This is a genomic window from Sphingobacterium lactis, from assembly GCF_051951495.1.
Lineage (GTDB): Bacteria > Bacteroidota > Bacteroidia > Sphingobacteriales > Sphingobacteriaceae > Sphingobacterium > Sphingobacterium lactis_A.
On record NZ_JBNHAS010000004.1, the window covers coordinates 279,130 to 296,641 of the forward strand.

A 17,512-nucleotide genomic window follows, 5' to 3' on the forward strand; every position below is an offset into this window, starting at 1 on the left:
CTTTATAACGGACGGCTTAAGATTTTGTTTATTCGAATGATTTGTTAATTATAGCTTCTTGTTGTGCCACATGCTTTTTCATGTAACCTGTAGCCGGGCTACCACTTGCTGTACGCGCAATATAATCGGTAAACTCGATGTCAGTTTTGCGTAAGGTACGGCAGTAATATGGCCATGCACCCATATTCTCGTTCTCTTCTTGAACCCAAATGAATTCCTTCGCATTCTTATAACGCTTATGAACCGCTTGAATCTGTTCAATAGGAGCAGGGTATAATTGCTCTAAACGAACAATAGCTACATCAGTACGCTTATCTGCTTGTTGTTTCTCCAATAAATCGTAGTAGATTTTACCAGAACAGAATAGTACACGTTTTACAGTTGTAGGTTTTGCGTAGCTATCATCGATTAACTCTTGGAAGTCTACCTTAGTGAAGTCTGCCAATGGAGAAACCACTTTCGGGTGACGTAATAAGCTTTTCGGTGTAAATACCACCAATGGCTTACGGAAATCGCGAGTCAATTGACGGCGTAATAAGTGGAAGTAGTTCGCTGGCGTAGTACAGTTTGCAATAATTAAATTGTCGTTTGCACATAGCTCTAAGAAACGCTCAATACGACCTGAAGAGTGCTCAGGACCTTGACCTTCCATACCGTGAGGCAACATCATTACCAATCCGTTCGAACGCTTCCATTTAGTTTCCGCACTCGATAAGTACTGGTCAACGATGATTTGTGCACCGTTATAGAAGTCACCAAATTGTGCTTCCCAAATGGTTAAGGATTGTGGGTTTGCTAAAGCATAACCGTACTCAAAACCTAATACAGCATATTCGGATAATAAAGAGTTGTAGATATTGAAACGCTCGCCACCATTAACATTTGCCAATGGGATGTATTTCTCTTCAGAATCTTCTAAAGTTAATACAGCGTGACGGTGGGAGAAAGTACCACGTTGAACATCCTGTCCGGAGATACGAACGCGCTTACCTTCATTCAATAAAGTAGCATAAGCCATTAATTCGCCCATTGCCCAGTCGTAGCTGTCGTTTTTAATCATCGCAGCACGATCTTCGAACAATTTAGAAATCTTACGGAAGAACTTTTTGTCCTTAGGTAGGGTTGTGATTTCTTTTGCTAAAGTCAAGAATTCTTTATCAGATACTTTGGTGTTCGAATTACCAAAGATCTCACTTTTCTTAGCGGCATGTAATCCTTTCCAAGCACCACCAAACATAGGGATTTCATCCTCAATGCTCTCTACTTTTTTAGCAGCCTCTAATTGCTCTTGCAAGTAATCTTTAAATTCCTTCTCAGTTGCTTTGGAGTAATCTGCATCGATGGATTTCTCATCGATCAATTTCTTCGCATAAACATCCTTAGGATTCGGGTGTTTCTCAATCGCTTTGTACAACAATGGCTGAGTGAATTTAGGCTCATCCGCCTCGTTGTGTCCATAACGACGGTAACATAATAGATCGATGAATACATCGGTCTTATATTTTTGACGGTATTCAACCGCTAAATTAATTGCATAAACTAAAGCCTCAACATCATCACCATTCACATGGAATACTGGAGATGAGGTGATTTTTGCAACGTCTGTACAGTACGTACCTGAACGGGCATCTTTGTAGTTGGTTGTAAATCCTACTTGGTTGTTAACCACGATATGGATAGTACCACCAGTACGGTATCCTTCCAACTTAGACATTTGCGTAACCTCATAAACTACACCTTGACCAGCAATAGCTGCATCACCGTGAATTAAGATTGGTGCAATTTTAGAAGAGTCACCATCATATTTCATGTCAATCTTAGAGCGAACAATACCTTCAACGATTGGGTCAACTGTTTCTAAGTGTGATGGGTTAGGAGCTAAGGAAAGGTGGATGTGTTTTCCGTCCTCTGTAGTTACATCAGAAGAATAACCTAAGTGGTATTTCACGTCACCACCAAATTGTAATTCTGGATCTTCCTCCACATACATCTTACCTTCAAATTCAGAGAAGATAGTTTTGTAAGGTTTACCCATTAAGTTGGCAAGTACGTTAAGACGGCCACGGTGTGCCATACCAATCATAAATTCTTGGATACCTAGGCTAGCGCCTTTCTCGATAACTGAATCTAATGCAGGAATTAAACTTTCTGCACCTTCCAGGGAGAAACGTTTTTGTCCTAAGAATTTTGTGCCTAAGAAAGATTCAAAAACAACCGCACGGTTTAATTTTTTGAAAATACGTTTCTTCTGCTCAATGTTATAGTGAGGTTGGTTTCTGTCCGCTTCCATGCGGTCTTGCAACCATTTGATCTTTTCAGGGTTACGGATGTATTTAAACTCCGCGCCGATGGAACGGCAATAAGTGTCCTCGATTAATTGACGGATATCGCGTAGTTTGGCAGGGCCTAAACCAACTTCAACACCTGCATTGAATACAGTGTCCATATCCGCTTCGGATAGTCCGAAAGTCTCTAATTCTTTACCAGGATAATATTTGCGACGCTCGCGTACCGGGTTAGTGTGTGTAAATAAGTGGCCACGATCTCTGTAGCCATGGATCATGTTCAATACATCGATTTCCTTCAAGGCATGCTCCGGAACATTTTCAGCTTCAATCGTTCCAGATCCTGCACCTTGACCAAAATCAAATCCTTCAAAAAACTTCTGCCACCCGAAATCTACGGAATTCGGATCTGCCTTGTATGATTGATATAATCCGTCGATATAACTCGAGTCGGCATTACTCAAATAGGTCATTTTGTCCATGTCGGTACGTTAGATAAAATTTTGCCAAATTTAGCAATAATTATATGAGTTTTCCTTATTAAATGTTGATAAAATACAATGTTTTAGCCTTTTTTCCTAGCCTCCCGGTGGATTAATAAATATTAGACCTTATTTAATAATACTTCTACCAGTCTAATGTGAAATAACGTTAAATTTTTCAACGCTTTCCTATTGGTTAATATATTATGCAGAGAGTTTTTTTCTGAACTCTTCCCAGTCGATACTGACATTCTCTTTTGGACTAGTTCCTACTCCTGCCATGTGTGACCAAAAACCATAGGTCGTAGCTGGAGCATAATCTAGTAAATATTCCTCGAAAAAGGAAGCCCCAATCAACCAATTTGAGGATACCTGCTGTGTAAAATAACGAGCTAACATTCGACGTACGGCATACGTGATGTTGCCGCATGTTTTTAACATCTGAATAGCCTCATCAATCTGCTCCTCGCCAGTTTCTCCTGCTTTCCATTTGATTAACATGTCTTCGTTTAAAAAGGCTTCTGAATCGTCTTCTGTAAGTAGGCCTTTTGATTTGAAAAACACATTTGGGTATTTCTTTAGCATAAATCGAAAGTAATCCCGCCACAACAAGGAAGTCATCAAACGATCGTATCTACGTTTATTTTGGGATAAATCGGATTGACGCATTCGGTCATAGATATAAATCGGTGAAAGTGCACCAATGGCAATATATGGAGAGATGTGGGTATAATTCTCCAATCCAGAATATTGCGGATCTAATAATTGTTCCAAGCTTGTTATAGCCTTATCCTCACCACCTTCAATACATTTATTCTCATTTTCTGCTATATCCTCTTCGGAATAGCCTAATTCGAGTAATGAAGGCAATTGTGTTTGCTCCAAATGGGTAGGATAGGGAATGCTTTGCGGAGTGTCAAAGGGTTTCCGAACAGCCGATTCTCTTTCAATTTTCTTTTTGAAGATATTGAACTTATCAGGAATATCCTTGATAGGGAATGGGAGGTCTTCCTTATGGAAGAGGGTATGGCCAATAAAATGGCGTAAATTAATTTTCTGTTCCCATAAAGCCGCTTCTACCGATTCCGAGATCTGTGTTTCTCTGGTGGCTACTTCGCGGTGGTGATAAACTTCATCAATCTCATATTTCACACAAAGTTTGGGTAAGATTTCTTCTGGATAGCCCACAAAAGTCATCAAATCGGCATTTAAACCTTTAAGTTCATTTTTTAGATGGGATACAGTATCCAGTAGAAATTGTGCGCGGTTGACACCGGTATTGTATTGGTTGAATTTGTTTTTGGAGAAATAGCGAGGGTCGAAACAATATACAGGAATAATTAAATCTGCGCGATTTAAAGCTTCTGTCAGAACCTCGTTGTCGTGCAATCTTAAATCATTTCTAAACCAAACAAGAACTACTTTTTTACTCATTGTGCTAATTCCCCAATATGCTGTGTTAGCAAATATAATGCTTTGGGGATGCCTATAGAAGGGTATACATTATTTTTACATGCCATAGACAATGTGTGTTTTTTGTGAAATAATCATTTCTTTTGTAAAAAAATCAAAAACATTAAACATAACATTCTATTTACTGTTTGTTAATGTTAAAAGATGTTCACTAAAAAGAAGGAGGACTGATGGAAGTGCTTTTATCAGGTCTCAATTCATATTTGGGGAAACGTGCTATGAGTAACCTGAATGGAGGGGAATTCCATGTGCATGGTATTGCTAGGGATTTGGATTTGTTTCGGGCGAAAATGTTTGATGAACCTACGGGCTCTCTTGATAGAGTTGATCTGTTGCGTAAGGGAGCTGAATTTGAGACTTTTAAAATACACGGTGGGGTGCAATTGGCGATTTATATTACTCATGTCCCCACTTTAGGTGAAATGGTTAATCTAAATTTGGAATTAATCACCCTGAAAAATTTTATACAGTTAGCAGAACGTAATGGATGTAAACGAATCGTTTATATCGCTCGATTAATGGATAAACCCTATATGGGCTATATTCAGCAGGTCTTGATCGATTCCGGTTTTACATTTACCATTGTTCTGAAAAATCTGGCCATTGGCAAGGGCAGTGTATTAGATAAATACATGCACCAAGTCATCAATTCCAAGTATTTACCTTATGATGGTGACTTTGCGAATATTAAGTTTAATCCGATTTCAGCATTAGACCTCATCCGTTGGATCTATAATGTCGATTGGGAAAAGAACTTTCAGAATGAGCTTATTGAAATCGGTGGACCTAACACAGTAACTGTTCGGGACATTTTCAGATTGTATAAAAAGAATCTTTATCCAGAAGCTACAGTAAAGAGCTTTCAGGTGCCTGGATTATTCATGAAACTTTGGTTCAAAAAGTTGTACAAAGTCAATAAGGAAGATTTAATTGAATTTAAACGATTAATGACCATGGAATATCCTATTGACAATACGACCTGGAAAAACATCATGCTGTTTTCATTCACACCATTGGATCAGGTGATCCGATTAGACCAATAATTGACTAACTTTCAATATTGCCTTCTTTCCATTACATTTGTAGCTATTTGAGCATACAATATGGGATATAAAAGTTTACGCGCTTGTGTTGACGATCTAGAGCAGCACGGGCATCTGATCCGTATCAAGGAAGAGGTAGATCCTTATTTGGAAATGGCAGCTATACATATGCGTGTTTATGATGCGCAAGGCCCTGCTTTATTTTTCGAAAATGTTAAAGGTTCTAAATTTCCTGCAGTTTCCAACCTTTTTGGAACCTTAGATCGATCGAGATTTATGTTCCGTGACAGCTTAGATCATGTCAAGAAGTTAGTTGATGTTAAAATGAACCCCATGTCGGTATTGAAAAATCCTTTTCAATACGTAGGCTCCTCCATGGTCGCCTTAGGCGCTTTACCTTGGAAGAAGAAAGCAGGGGCTCCCATCCTATATGGGCAAACTAAAATTTCAGAACTCCCTCAGATTGTTAACTGGCCTATGGATGGTGGTCCTTTTGTGACCATGCCGCAGGTATATACGGAAGATATCAGCAAACCGGGAATCATGAATGCCAACTTAGGCATGTACCGAATTCAGCTAGCTGGAAACGATTATATTCAAGACCAGGAAATTGGTCTCCACTACCAACTACACCGGGGTATTGGTGTGCACCAGACTAAAGCGAATCAATTAGGGAAGCCATTGAAGGTCAGTATTTTTGTTGGTGGCCCTCCATCGCATCCGCTTTCTGCGGTAATGCCTCTTCCTGAAGGATTGTCCGAAATGATCTTTGCCGGTACCTTAGGCAATCGTAGATTCCGATATTTTTATGATGAGGAAGGATTCTGTATTTCTGCGGATGCCGATTTTGTGATTACTGGTACGGTATATCCAAACGAAAATAAACCAGAGGGACCTTTTGGCGACCACATAGGTTATTACTCCTTGGTTCACCCATTCCCTTTGATGAAAGTGCATAAGGTTTACCACCGTAAGGATCCAATCTGGTCATTTACCGTTGTTGGTCGACCACCACAGGAGGACACCAGTTTTGGAGCATTGATCCATGAAATCACAGGTAATGCCATTCCACAGCAAATACCAGGACTTCATGCTGTTCATGCGGTAGATCCGGCAGGAGTGCACCCTTTGTTATTTGCCATCGGTAGTGAACGATATACCCCTTTCCAAAAGGTAGAACGTCCGCAAGAGGTATTGACGATTGCCAATGTGATTCTTGGTACCAACCAATTAAGCTTAGCAAAGTTTTTATTTATCTCTGCATTTGAGGACAATCCAAAATTGGACATTCACGATATTAAAGGATTCTTTACCCATATTTTCGAACGCATTGATTTAACGCGTGATTTACACTTCTTGACCAATACCACCATCGATACCTTGGATTATACCGGAGATGGATTGAATTCGGGTTCTAAGGTGACTTTTGCTGCCGTGGGGGATAAAAAACGAGAGTTAATTACCGAATTGCCTGCAGATTTAGATTTACCAAGACCCTTCCAACATGCGAAATTGGCCTTGCCGGGGATCATCGTTGTCGATGGAAAATCTTTCAGCACTTATCAGGAAGAAAGCCAAGCTATTGAATATTGGGCAGAAGCGGCAAAAGACCTGAATTGGGAGGGCATTCAATGTATTGTCTTAGCAGACGATGCTGAATTTGTGGCTGCCAATGAAAACAACTTTGTTTGGGTAACTTTTACCCGCAGTAACCCTTCGCATGATATACATGGGATCGGTAGTTTCACCAACTTTAAACATTGGGGATGTACTGGTCCGGTAATCATCGATGCACGCAGTAAGCCGCATCATGCACCTGATTTGATCAAAGACGAAGCGGTAGAAAGACGCGTAGATCAGCTTGCTGCAAAAGGCGGTTCTTTGCACGGCATTATTTAATAGCAGATTGGATTAAACTCCCAATCCGACCCAAGATATAGATGGGTATTCTAAAACCTTCCTTGTAAGCTTTTAGAATGCCCATTTTTTATATGTTTAATGATTAGCTTCCTCAGAATTTTTTGGATTATTTCCTTTCATTTTCCATCCTTTCCCAACATCTTTTCATAGCTTTTTGTCTCTACACACAATACTTTTTGCATCTTTTTCTGATGTCTTTTGTCTGGTGTCAAACCGTCTTTCACATGGGTTTCCTTCGACACTCCTACGGATCTCCTTCGGAACTCCTTCGGATCTTGTTCGGATCTCGTTCGGTCGGAACCGAACGAGATCCGAACAAGATCCGATATAGATAGGGAGAAAATCCGTTAAAATATCGAAGGAATATAGTCCCAAAATAGAAGTTGATACAACCCTATATTAAACAAAACCATAAGCTGCTGTATGAATAAATTATAGTTAGCTAACTTTTGAAAAAATGTCATTAGTAAGTTTAAATAACTACGTGTGGAATGGTAAAATCCTAAGGAAATTCTGTTTTTGATGAATAAATCGCAATACATTAAATATATATTTATTAAATATTCAATAAAAATTAAAAAAGATTATGAGATTAATTATTTTATGATTTACTTTGTGTCATTATATCAAGAAAAGGATTAAAACATTAACAAATTTTAAATATTATGTGTGGAATAGTAGGAGCATTTAAAGTAAAGCAGCCTGTACCGACATTAAGGTCACAAGTATTAGAAATGGCGAAGCGTATTCGTCATCGCGGACCAGATTGGTCAGGTATTTATAGTACAGAACATGCGATCTTAGCTCATGAGCGTTTAGCGATCGTAGATCCAAAATCAGGTAGTCAGCCATTATTCAGTCCATGTGGACAAGTAGTTTTGGCAGTAAATGGAGAGATCTATAATCATCAGGCCTTACGAAATTCACTTCCACACTATGACTTTCAAACAGGTTCAGATTCAGAGGTTATTTTAGCCTTGTATCTGGAGAAAGGTCCTGCATTTGTTGAAGAACTGAACGGTATATTCGGATTTGCACTCTATGATGCTCGTGAAGATGCTTATTTCATTGCGCGAGATCATATGGGAATTATCCCCTTGTATTGGGGTAAGGATGAATGGGGGCAGGTGTTTGTTGCCTCCGAGTTGAAATCTTTAGAAGGATTTTGTACAGAGATAGCTCAGTTTCCTCCCGGACATTACTTGTATAGCAAAGAATCTGATCAGCCTCAAAAGTGGTATCAGCGAGACTGGGAGCAATTTGCTGCTGTTCAAGATGCGAAAACAGATTTGGCTGTTCTACGTCAAGGATTAGAAGAAGCTGTTCATCGCCAATTGATGTCCGATGTGCCTTATGGGGTATTATTATCCGGGGGATTGGATTCTTCGGTAATAGCGGCTATCACCAAGAAATACGCTTCGAAACGTATCGAAAGTCAAGATCAGGAAGAAGCTTGGTATCCTCAATTACATTCCTTTGCTGTGGGGTTAAAGGGTTCACCAGATTTAATTGCAGCACAAAAAGCGGCTGATCATATCGGTACCATTCATCATGAAGTGAACTTTAGTATACAAGAGGGATTAGATGCCATTCGGGATGTGATCTATCATTTGGAAACCTATGATGTAACTACCATTAGAGCCTCTACACCGATGTATCTCTTAGCACGGGTCATCAAGTCCATGGGGATTAAGATGGTGCTTTCTGGGGAGGGTTCTGACGAGCTATTCGGTGGGTATCTGTATTTCCATAAGGCACCGAATGCACAGGAATTTCATGAAGAGACTGTTCGTAAACTGAAGAAATTATACCTATATGATTGCCTTCGTGCGAATAAATCCTTAGCCGCATGGGGTGTTGAAGGAAGGGTGCCTTTCTTGGATAAGGAATTTATGGATATCGCGATGGGGATCAATCCACAAGATAAAATGATTACCGGAGAGCGGATGGAAAAATGGGTGGTTCGTAAAGCCTTTGAGGATTACCTTCCAGAAAGCATTGCTTGGCGTCAGAAAGAGCAGTTTTCAGATGGGGTGGGCTATTCATGGATCGATACGCTAAAAGCACAGGCAGAAGAAATGGTGAGTGATACGGATTTTGAAGTAGCGGCGAGTCGTTTTCAAATAAACCCTCCGAAGAACAAAGAAGAGTATTTATACCGCAGTATATTTGAGCAACACTTTCCTTCAGATGCAGCAGCATCTACCGTTCCTTCCGTAAAGTCAGTAGCTTGTAGTACACCTGAGGCCTTGTTGTGGGATGCTTCATTCCAAAACTTAAACGACCCTTCAGGACGCGCTGTTGCTTCGGTGCATCAAGAGAGCTATGAGAAATCAAAAACTGAATTATATAGCAAATAGAACCTTAAATAGCATTAACTAATAAAATAAAAAAGGCTGATCAATAAATTAGATCAGCCTTTATATGGTTAAAATATTGGTTTGTAAAATCTCTTATTTTTCCTTTTGAATTTTTGATACTACTCGATCATAAGCTTCTTGAGCTCCGTCGAGTTTATGGCCTACACCTTCAGCATAGTAACGTTTGGCCGCAAGTAAATCTTTGCCATTGAATGAGGATCCTTGTTCATACAACTCTCCCAATATCATCACGGCATCGGTTATGTCATTTTCTTGCGCTTTCTTTAAAAAATAGATTGGATCATCACCGCTTTTAGGCTTGGTGAGCATCACATAGGCCAATAAAATATAAGATTCTGGAACGTCAGAAGCCATGGCGTAGTCTAAATATTTCCGTACGGTCTCTTGATCGATGGCAGTGGTATCTGCCAGAAAGATGTTTGCTAGGCTTTCAATGCTATACATGGTAACTCTTTCTTTCAACAGCTCTTTCAATTGTAAGGCTGATTTCTTGAAGTTTCTAGGTTCCCCATGGCCATTGGCAGCCATCAGTGCCAGATTGGTTCTCGCATCATCATTATACGCATTCGCAGCTTGGACAAACCATTTTTTTGCTTCCACATAATTATTGATTTGATAATCAGCATAGCTGTAAATTACACCCAACATGTTCATGCTTGAAGAACAGTTCTTGGCAGCACCTTTTTTAAAGCCTATGATTGCCTCATTGATTTTGCCTTCATTTAAGGCCTTTCTTGCAGCATTGCAGTCTGCATGGTCATCAGCAACCTGACTATAGGTTATCGTTTGAATAAAGCAGACAAAAATGAAAATGGCCAGGTATTTCATAGTATTATAAATTAGGTATAGTAAAGATAGGGGCAAAAGTAGCCTGGAAAAATACCCAAAATTGGGTATTTTATTATGAAATCCGTGGCTGATGCTTAATAGAACCTACGGTTATGAGGTATTGTGCCAGCATATATGTGCTCATAATCATGAGCGCAGAATTAGGCACATAAGCCACGAATTTGTTAATGGCTAAAAGGGAGTCAGATGCAATAAAGAAAAGAGCACCTAAAAAGATGAATAGAAAACTCCAGAATGTGGTCTTGTTTTTTCGGGTATAGGCGAATAAGGCCATTGTGGCAATTACCAAGATATAGGCAATCACTGGAATCTTTAAACTGCCAAGGCTTGGCGACAAGACCTTGTAGAAGTTAAAGGAATAAATGGCCAGAAAAGTAAGTATGACGATTACGTATTTGTTTTTACTGCTGTTTTCCTTACTAAACTGTAGTAGAAATGCCCAAATATATAAAATATGACCAATGAGGAAGCTGACCAAACCAGGGATGAATAGATCGTGCAGCATGAGGAAAATATCACCTAATAAACCAAAGACAAGGCCTATAGCAATAAGTATATGAAACTTGCTTTTTAATCCGGTATTGACATATAACAGGGCAATTAAACAAAGGCAAATAAGTGGTTTTGTGAAGAACCTGATATCATCCCAATACCAATAAATACTCGCCAAGTGGACGAGAAATATAGCCGCAAATAGGATGTGAAAAATCAGGTTCCTCATTCCAGAATTAATTAATTCGGGTTATTTTTCTGGTTGGCTCGATATGCCATAATAAACTTATAAGATATAAAAAGTAGGATCAACCAGATAGGGATAAGCTCCACGGATATTTTAAGTCCGGTAAACCACATCATAACCAATACACCCACTAAGAATAGTAAGCTAAAGTAATTACTAATAGGGTAAAGGATGGTCGGGAATTTCGTTTTAACGCCTTCTTTATCCTTTTGTTTACGGAAAAACATATGTGTCAGCGTGATCATAATCCAGTTGATGATAAGTGCTGATACTACTAGGGACATTAAGATCCCTAAAGCTTCTTCAGGGATAAGTTTATTGATCACTACGGTAATAGCGACGATCGCAGCAGATACCAAAATCGCAGCAATAGGTGAGTGGTTTTTGTTCAGTTTTTTGAGGAAGCTTGGAGCATTTCCTTGCTCCGCCAATCCGTATAGCATTCGAGAGTTTGAATATACACAGGAGTTATATACAGAGAGTGCAGCCGTCAATACGATGACATTTAAAACATTCGCGATGATATTAGTAAAATAAAAAGTACTGCCAAAGAGTTCAAATTGGAAGCCTTTTAGGGTAGCAAATACTTCCACAAAAGGGCTAGTATCCGCGGTAATGGAACGCCAAGGCATTAGAGAGAATAGAATGAACAATGCACCGACATAGAAAACCAATATTCTCCAAAGAACCTGATTGGTGGCTTTAGGGATATTCTTTTCTGGGTTTTCTGCTTCAGCAGCTGTGATACCAACTAACTCTAGTCCTCCAAAAGAAAACATGATGATCACCAAGGCGGCTAATAGACCGGAATACCCATCAATACTATTGCCATTGAGCCATCCATGGGGGAGGAATCCACCATCATTGTATAAGTTTTCTACGGTAGCACGTTCACCTCCATTTCCGGAAATTAGTAGGTAAGCACCAAAGATAATCATGGCTATGATAGCTACTACTTTGATAATAGAAAACCAAAATTCTGTTTCTCCATACACCTTTACAGAAGCCAGATTGATGGCATTGATGATGACAAAGAAAAACAGCGAAGATACCCAGAGAGGGATGTCCGGATACCAGAATTGCACATATTTGCCGATGGCTGTTAACTCGGCCATACTTACCAAGATGTATAGGATCCAATAGTTCCACCCGGAGGCAAAGCCTGCGAATGGTCCCCAATATTTATTGGCAAAGGTACTAAAGCTACCTGAGACGGGCTCTTGAACGACCATTTCGCCCAGTTGTCTCATGATGAAAAATGCAACAAGTCCGGCAATGGCATAGCCTAGAATAACGGAAGGTCCTGCTAAGATGGCTGCTTGTCCGACACCTAAAAATAAACCGGTACCGATGGCACCCCCTAAGGCTATTAATTGAATATGGCGATTGCTAAGACCTCGTTTTAGTTCTTTCTCTTTGTTTTCTTGCACGCTAATTGAAGGTTAATGTTTGCTGTTTAATTTATGGTTTATGGACTGGATTATACGTGGTCCAAGTTATTTGAAAGCACAAGATAATTTTTTCCTTTTATATTTTTAGGAAAATTCCTGAAATAGGCATTTTAAAAAAACACAAAGGCTTCCTACAGCACATGTAAGAAGCCTTTGAAAAATTATGCTATACTTTTATTTCTTATCTGTACTTGTTTCACAACTGCCGCATCTGCTACATCCTGGAGACTTTTTATTTTTGGAGAAAAAAGGCTTTGCGATGTAATAAACCGCCCCAATAAAGAGGATGGCAACGATGATGTATTGTATAGTTAAGTTCATTTATTTAATAAGTTGATAGGCTATTAATGCCGCAACATAAGCTAGCCCAGTCATAAATACTGTTTGAATCAAAGTCCATTTCCAAGAACCAGTTTCTTTACGTACTACGCCAATGGTCGCCATACATTGCATCGCAAAGGCGTAAAATAATAATAACGAAATTCCTGAAGCCATATTGTAAGCCGGTTGTCCGGTATTGGCATTGACCTCAGAGCGCATTTTGTTTAAAAGCGTGTTCTTTTGTCCATCATCTTCAATGTCCACATCATCACCTAAACTGTAAACTACAGCCATTGTTCCAACGAACACCTCACGTGCAGCAAAAGAAGCTATTAATCCGATTCCCATTTTCCAGTCGTATCCTAATGGACGAACAATCGGCTCAATACCCATTCCTAAATAGCCTAGGAAGGAATGTTCAAGCTTGTATGATGCGACTTCTTGATCAAAATGTTCAGCTTCTAATGTAGGATTAGCCTGCTGCACATACTCTTCGGCTTTATAGAATTTATCGTTCGGACCAAAGTTTCCTAAAACCCATAATACAATGGAAATCATTAAGATAATCTTACCAGCATCAATAATAAATCCTGAAGCTTTATCCCAAACATTCGTCACCACATTCTTCCAATCTGGTGTTTTATAAGTTGGGAGTTCAAAGATCAAATAGGAAGTACGAACGCTCTTAATTACTTTGTTTAAGATCCAAGCAGAGCCTAATGCTCCGATGATTCCCAATAGGTACATCCCAAATAAGGCCATCCCTTGCAGGTTAAAACCAAGAATCTTAGTTTCTGGAATGACTAAACCGATAATAACGATGTAGATTGGCAACCTTGCTGAACAGGTCATGAACGGTGTAACCAACATGGTCAACAAGCGTTCTTTAGGGTTTTCAATGTTACGTGCGGACATTACTGCCGGGATAGCACATGCTGCTCCTGACATCAATGGAATAACTGATTTACCATTTAAACCGAATGGCTTAAGCCATCTATCCATTAAAAAGACAACTCTACTCATGTATCCTGACTCTTCCATGAGGGATAGGAACAGAAATAGAATGACAATTTGCGGGATAAAGATAACGATTCCACCGATACCTGCAACAACACCGTAAATGAATAGGGATGCTAATGGACCGTCGGGTAATACACTATCTAAATAAGTGGTAATGTCTGCGAATAAGCCATCAATGGAATCCATTAATGGTCCTGACCAAGAGAATATGGCTTGGAAAATAATAAACAACAAACCGAAGAAAATCACATATCCCAATACAGGGTGCATCAGGAGACGGTCTATCTTACTGGTTGTACTAAGGTTTTTGTTTTCTGATTTTTTTACAATCTCCTCTAAGTCCTTGCTGATGCTATCATTACGGATTAGGGATTCCTCTTTCTGCATATCATGCGTTTTCAGCTGATATTTTTCGCGGATATCACTCAGATATTTTTTCTGGTCATCCGTAAGGGTAGAGACATTTTCCTGGGCGAGGAATTGCCAGGTTAAGTATTCTGTAGCCAATGGGAATAGGCGTTTAGCTTCTTCCAGAGGCTGTTTGTAATTCGTTGGGATATCAAAAGATCCAAAATAGGAAGGAGGCACCTGTTGAAAGGCATTGATCAGTTCTTCAATTCCTTGGCCTGTTCTTGCATTGGTCTTAAAGACTTTGGTTTTTAGGAAAGCCTCAAGTTTTGGAATGTCCAAGTTCATACCCTTACTTTCCATCTCATCGACCATGTTGATGACAAAAAAAGCAGGGATTCCCAATTCACGCGCTTGTTGGTACAAGATAATCGATCTTTTGATGGTTGCAGGTTCTGCAACGACAAGCGTTAGGTTGGGGTGATACTTGCTGGACTTATCACTTAGGATTTGGAATACGATTTCCTCATCCAGGGAATTCGGGAAAAGGGTATAAGTACCTGGAAGGTCTATGATGTGGTAACTATTGCCATGAGCTTTCAAGTTACCCTCGCGTTTCTCGACAGTTATTCCGGGATAATTACCTACCTTTTGGTTGAGTTTGGTAAGTCTATTGAAAAGGGATGTTTTTCCTACATTGGGATTCCCTAGTAATACGATATTCAGGTTTTTCATTTAATGTAAGCTGCTGTGATCAATTTGGCTTCGGCATGTCTAATGGCGATCAAGGAATTGTTTTCTAGGATGTTGAAACATATTGGTCCTTTAAGCGGTGCTTTGTGTTTGATTTCGATGATAGACCCAGGATAGAAACCAAGTTCAAAAAACTTAGCTGGAATATCTATTGAGTCAATGGAAAGAATTTTTACGATATCACCTATTTTTAGTCTGTCGAGGCTAATATTGTTCTGCATTATGGGTTAAAAAATTAAGCAGTTTTCAAAAAAAATCATTATTAGCAAAGATAAATAATTAAAATCTTTTAAATTGCACATTAAGTCACACTAATGTATTATTAAAGTTATGCCAAAGATTGAAGAACTGGTTAGAGTGAAGCAATTCGCTAGTCCTTGGCATCGTGTTACCATTAACGTCATTTATACGAACAATTGGTTAAACGTGATGCTTGAAAAGAGAGCGGGGGCCAAGCAGATCACCTTGCAGCAGTTTAATGTGTTGAGGGTTTTACGCGGTCAGTTCCCCAATCCTGTCACCAACAACTTATTAAAAGAGCGTTTATTAACAAAAACGCCAGACATCTCTCGACTTGTTGACCGTATAGTCAGCAAGGGTTTGGTTTCTAGGACGAAGAACAGCGGTGATAAACGCGCCGTTGATCTATTGATAACAGAAAAAGGTATGCAGTTACTGCAAGAAATCGAACAAGATATGATGCTGGATGATGTGCTTTCCGAGAACCTTAGCAAAGAGGAATGTATGCAACTCAGTGAGTTGTTAGATAAATTCCGCGGTTCTAAGGAACATGTCGATTACTAATTAATGCTCGTGGTCATGGTCATGATCATGGTTGTGGTCTGAATGGTCGTGATCATGATCATGCTTATGATCAGAATGCGGTTCCTCAGTTTGTGTAGCTGGGCCATGGTCATCGTGGCTATGATCATGAGGGAACAAGAAGTTTGCCATGGAAACCAATATTCCTGCAAATACAGCCAACATCTTTTTCTTATTGAACGTATGGTGATCTGCTGATCCCGATTCAAATAAGATGGTGGTGGAAATGTGAAGGAATATACCAATTACTACTGCCATAATCTTATCGAAATATGCTCCTATATTTCCGATTTCTCCTGCGCTAATACCCATACTTGTTAAGTATCCTAGCGGTGTCATGGCAGCGAAAATAGCGATAAATAGGGTGATGCTTTGGCGCTTTAAGGTCGTGTTAATCAGTAAACTACCTAAAGCGAATGCTGCAGGGATATGGTGGATAGCAATACCAAATACTAATTCATTACGGTGTCCCGAAGCAAGTGGGAAACCTTCTAAGAAGGCATGCAAACATAAACTGATTAAGATAGCAATGGGGAAAGGATGCTTGTGTTCTCCCTTATGCTCGGTATGGATATGCCCATGCTCCACACCCTGAGAGAAGTGTTCCAAGATTAATTGGAAAATGAAACCCCCTAAGATATACATCCCAATGACTTCGCCAGATGTTCCGCCACTGTGGTATACCTCAGGGATTAAATGTAAAACTGTGATGGCAAAAAGATATGCCCCACTAAAGGAAAGTATTAACTTGAGTAATGTGGTGTTGTCCCTTTTTACAAAGAAGACGCCAATACCACTGATTAAAGCCGAAAAGAATAAAATGGAGACAATTAGTACACTACTCATGAATTACTTGTGTTTTGTTAGTTTGATTGGGTTCGAAAAATTTCGGGTAAAAACGTTTAAATAGATAGCCTGTTCCCAAACCAATCAATGTGCCTAATATGGCTCCACAGAGAATATCTAATGGATAGTGCACACCGACATATATTTGAGAAAAACCTATTGAAGCCGCCCAAAGGATACACAGCCAAAGCGTATGTTTCCATTTTCTGCGGAATAAAACGATCCAGAAGAATGCCATCGCAAAGTGATTGGTGGCATGAGAGGAGGTGAAACTGAATCCAGAACCACAACGAGCCCGAAGGTTGACCTGCTCTTTAAATACAACATCATTACATGGGCGAACACGCTTTACCGACTTCTTAATCAGGTGGGAGGAAGTAGCATCCGAAATACCAAAGGTCGCCAATGTACAGGCAACGATCAGGACACCTGTTTTACCGTAATGTTTGATGAAGAAAATAATTAAAAATAAATACAGCGGAGACCAGGTATAAGGGTTACGTAGGATAGGCAACAACCAATCAAATACCGGATTGCTTAGGCCCTGATTGATGGCTAAAAAGAAGTCTTGATCGAAAGAAATGATTTTATCTAGCATATTTTACAATAGAATGGTCAAAATTAAACGACCAAATCTATAAAAAAACAACTTTGCATCCTAATACTTTAGCTTGGCTAAAAACCTCCAAAATAGCGGGGTTTATTGACAATGAGACTGTTATATACTTGTTAACGTCAATTGTCTTATATAAACGAAACAATGTTGCAACAAAAGTAGT

General features: G+C 39.5%; 14 protein-coding genes. 4 read left to right on the plus strand and 10 right to left on the minus strand.

Annotated features, from left to right (window positions below; translation table 11 throughout):
• Positions 1-28: 28 nt before the first annotated feature.
• Both ACP6L2_RS15315 and ACP6L2_RS15320 read right to left on the minus strand, forming a co-directional pair.
• A complete protein-coding gene (locus ACP6L2_RS15315; RefSeq protein WP_440510179.1) occupies positions 29-2,767 on the minus strand; it encodes a 2-oxoglutarate dehydrogenase E1 component in 2,739 nt (912 codons plus the stop codon).
• A 204-nt stretch (positions 2,768-2,971) separates the two neighbouring features.
• Entirely contained in the window at positions 2,972-4,201 is a 1,230-nt protein-coding gene (locus ACP6L2_RS15320) for a deoxyribodipyrimidine photo-lyase (RefSeq protein WP_440510180.1), read from the minus strand.
• Positions 4,202-4,410: 209 nt separating this feature from the next.
• On the opposite strand from ACP6L2_RS15320, the gene ACP6L2_RS15325 reads away from it, so the two are divergent.
• The 3 genes from ACP6L2_RS15325 to asnB all read left to right on the plus strand — a co-directional run bounded on the left by ACP6L2_RS15325 (position 4,411) and on the right by asnB (position 9,563).
• Entirely contained in the window at positions 4,411-5,283 is an 873-nt protein-coding gene (locus ACP6L2_RS15325; RefSeq protein ID WP_440510181.1) for a hypothetical protein, read from the plus strand.
• Between the two features lie 60 nt (positions 5,284-5,343).
• Positions 5,344-7,182, plus strand: coding sequence for a UbiD family decarboxylase (locus ACP6L2_RS15330; RefSeq protein ID WP_440510182.1), 1,839 nt, complete (start codon positions 5,344-5,346; stop codon positions 7,180-7,182).
• Positions 7,183-7,868: 686 nt separating this feature from the next.
• A complete protein-coding gene (asnB, locus tag ACP6L2_RS15335) occupies positions 7,869-9,563 on the plus strand; it encodes an asparagine synthase B (RefSeq protein ID WP_440510183.1) in 1,695 nt (564 codons plus the stop codon).
• A gap of 93 nt (positions 9,564-9,656) precedes the next feature.
• On the opposite strand, the gene ACP6L2_RS15340 is transcribed toward asnB, so the two are convergent.
• From ACP6L2_RS15340 to ACP6L2_RS15365, 6 genes are all read right to left on the minus strand, one after another.
• Positions 9,657-10,412: a hypothetical protein gene (locus ACP6L2_RS15340; RefSeq protein ID WP_440510184.1), complete on the minus strand. Its 756-nt coding sequence runs from the start codon at positions 10,410-10,412 to the stop codon at positions 9,657-9,659.
• A 73-nt stretch (positions 10,413-10,485) separates the two neighbouring features.
• Positions 10,486-11,154, minus strand: a complete 669-nt coding sequence (locus tag ACP6L2_RS15345) for a lysoplasmalogenase (protein WP_440510185.1) — start codon at positions 11,152-11,154, stop codon at positions 10,486-10,488.
• A gap of 11 nt (positions 11,155-11,165) precedes the next feature.
• Positions 11,166-12,602, minus strand: a complete 1,437-nt coding sequence (locus tag ACP6L2_RS15350; protein ID WP_440510186.1) for an amino acid permease — start codon at positions 12,600-12,602, stop codon at positions 11,166-11,168.
• Between the two features lie 195 nt (positions 12,603-12,797).
• Positions 12,798-12,944, minus strand: a complete 147-nt coding sequence (locus ACP6L2_RS15355; protein WP_425565271.1) for a FeoB-associated Cys-rich membrane protein — start codon at positions 12,942-12,944, stop codon at positions 12,798-12,800.
• On the minus strand, positions 12,945-15,047 hold the full coding sequence (feoB, locus tag ACP6L2_RS15360) for a ferrous iron transport protein B (protein WP_440510187.1): 2,103 nt from the start codon (positions 15,045-15,047) through the stop codon (positions 12,945-12,947).
• The gene (locus tag ACP6L2_RS15365; RefSeq protein ID WP_440510188.1) at positions 15,044-15,286 is read right to left on the minus strand and encodes a FeoA family protein; all 243 of its coding nucleotides are present in this window, start codon (positions 15,284-15,286) and stop codon (positions 15,044-15,046) included. The genes feoB and ACP6L2_RS15365 overlap by 4 nt, the downstream gene beginning before the upstream one ends.
• Positions 15,287-15,395: 109 nt before the next feature.
• Between ACP6L2_RS15365 and ACP6L2_RS15370 the strand changes: the two genes are divergently transcribed.
• Entirely contained in the window at positions 15,396-15,869 is a 474-nt protein-coding gene (locus tag ACP6L2_RS15370; protein WP_440510189.1) for a MarR family winged helix-turn-helix transcriptional regulator, read from the plus strand.
• On the opposite strand, the gene ACP6L2_RS15375 is transcribed toward ACP6L2_RS15370, so the two are convergent.
• Together ACP6L2_RS15375 and ACP6L2_RS15380 are read right to left on the minus strand one after the other, a co-directional pair.
• Positions 15,870-16,733, minus strand: coding sequence for a ZIP family metal transporter (locus tag ACP6L2_RS15375; RefSeq protein ID WP_440510190.1), 864 nt, complete (start codon positions 16,731-16,733; stop codon positions 15,870-15,872).
• Positions 16,726-17,331 carry a phosphatase PAP2 family protein gene (locus ACP6L2_RS15380; RefSeq protein WP_440510191.1) on the minus strand — a complete coding sequence of 202 codons (606 nt, stop codon included), beginning with the start codon at positions 17,329-17,331 and terminating at the stop codon, positions 16,726-16,728. Before ACP6L2_RS15380 ends, ACP6L2_RS15375 begins: the two co-directional genes overlap by 8 nt.
• Positions 17,332-17,512: the final 181 nt, after the last annotated feature.